The sequence below is a fragment of the Mesorhizobium sp. M7A.F.Ca.CA.002.04.1.1 genome (genome assembly GCF_004022805.1).
Lineage (GTDB): Bacteria > Pseudomonadota > Alphaproteobacteria > Rhizobiales > Rhizobiaceae > Mesorhizobium > Mesorhizobium ciceri.
The window spans coordinates 1-1,610 of record NZ_RZPL01000984.1; the positions used below are offsets into that span (position 1 = coordinate 1).

The window sequence follows — 1,610 nt, forward strand, 5'->3', positions numbered from 1 at the left end:
ATGTCTTTGGGATCCCCCATCCGGCGCAAGTGAACCGGCAAACGGCGAGCGAGGCGATGCCGACCGCCGCAAGGTCGGCCATCGAGAAGATGAGATTGACGATGATGCCGAGGATGAGGAACTGCAACCCGACGGCCATGCCGGCTGACGGATCCACGAACTGCGGCAGGAAGGTCAGGAAGAACAGTGCCGTCTTGGGATTGAGGATCTCGACGACCATGCTGTCGCGAAATGTGTTCGGGGCCGGCCTGGCACCATCCTCGCCCATCCGGTTCCAGCCCAGGAACATGGCAAGGCCCAGCGAAATGAGATATGCGGCGCCCGCCCATCGGATCACCAAGAAAGCGACCGGCGCGTGTTCCATCAGTGCGGCGAGCCCGACCGCCGCGGCCAGGATGTGCACGTAACAACCAAGATGGACACCCAGTGCCGCCATCAATCCCGCCTGACGGCCATGGGCCAGCGTCTGCGCTGTCATGTAGAGAATCGCCGGTCCTGGCATGCAGGCGAAGGCGAGTGTTGCGAGGGCGAACGGAATCCAGAGATCCAGCGATGGCATGACAGCTCCTCCCATGTGATCAAGCCGTGGGAGGAGTAGGCCGGGGGGCAGGCCGAAAACATACGGCGGATGCCGTATTTGGATGATGATCGGGTTTGGCTAATCTGCCGATGGTTAAGGGGCCGTTGCCGGGTTGCCCATTGTAGCGGCTGCGATATCAGCCGGTGGGCAATCCCAGACGAACCGCGTAGGCGGTCAGTTCGGCGGTGTTGTGGAGACTGAGCTTGCCCATCAGATTTTCGCGATGTTTGCGAGCGGTCGGCAGGCTGATGCCCAGTCGTTCGGCGATGTCGCGCGTGATCATGCCTTGCGCCACCAGTTGAAGGATCTGCCGTTCGCGCCGCGTCAGCGGTACCGGGGACAGGATTTCCTGCGCGGCTATCGGCTCGCTTTCCCTGCCTATATCGCTGACCGCGAAGCGAACGGTTTTCGCCAGATAGGTGCCTCCGTTCTTGACCGCTTCGATGGCAGCGCCGAGTTCCTCGGGATCGCCATCCTTGGTCAGGTAGGCGTTGGCGCCGGCGCTGAGCGCGGCGCGTACTGTCCTCGGCTCGACATTGGCCGTCAGCACCACGATCCGCAGGCGTGGCGCCAAGGTCCTGATGGTGGCGATAAACTGCATCCCGGCCACACCTGGCATGCCGAGGTCGAGGATCAAAAGGTCGGCGCGCGTGCTTCGCAGCTGGCCAAGCAGCGCCTCGCCATCCGCAGCCTCGGCGACGACCGAGACATTGTCCATAGCCGAGATAAGCAACTTCAGCCCCTCGCGCACGATGGCATGGTCGTCGGCGAGTATGGCGGTGAGCGAGCGGTTCATCGGGGCACCATCCAGGGCTGCAGCGGCGTATATGGATCGATCGCCAACTTATGCGAAACAGGTTGCCGGTAGATCAACGGTACCGGGGAAGACCGGCCGGAGAATTACTTGGGACAATTGGAGGGATTCGATGCAGGAAGACAAGATACGCCAGGCCCTGGTCGAACTCCTGTATCGCAATTCCTACGGCGTGGTCATCTCCAACATCGTGATCTCGATGGCGGCGGTCTATGT

The 1,610-nt window shown here is 61.9% G+C and carries 2 protein-coding genes; both read right to left on the reverse strand.

All coding sequences use genetic code 11. From position 1 onward, the window contains the following. A partial coding sequence (locus ENZ75_RS31260) for a LysE family translocator (protein ID WP_164888156.1) occupies positions 1 to 559 on the reverse strand: 559 nt, incomplete at its 3' end. Between the two features lie 157 nt (positions 560 to 716). Continuing rightward, the gene (locus ENZ75_RS31265) at positions 717 to 1,376 is read right to left on the reverse strand and encodes a response regulator transcription factor (RefSeq protein ID WP_063169189.1); all 660 of its coding nucleotides are present in this window, start codon (positions 1,374 to 1,376) and stop codon (positions 717 to 719) included. Between the last annotated feature and the right edge of the window lie 234 nt (positions 1,377 to 1,610).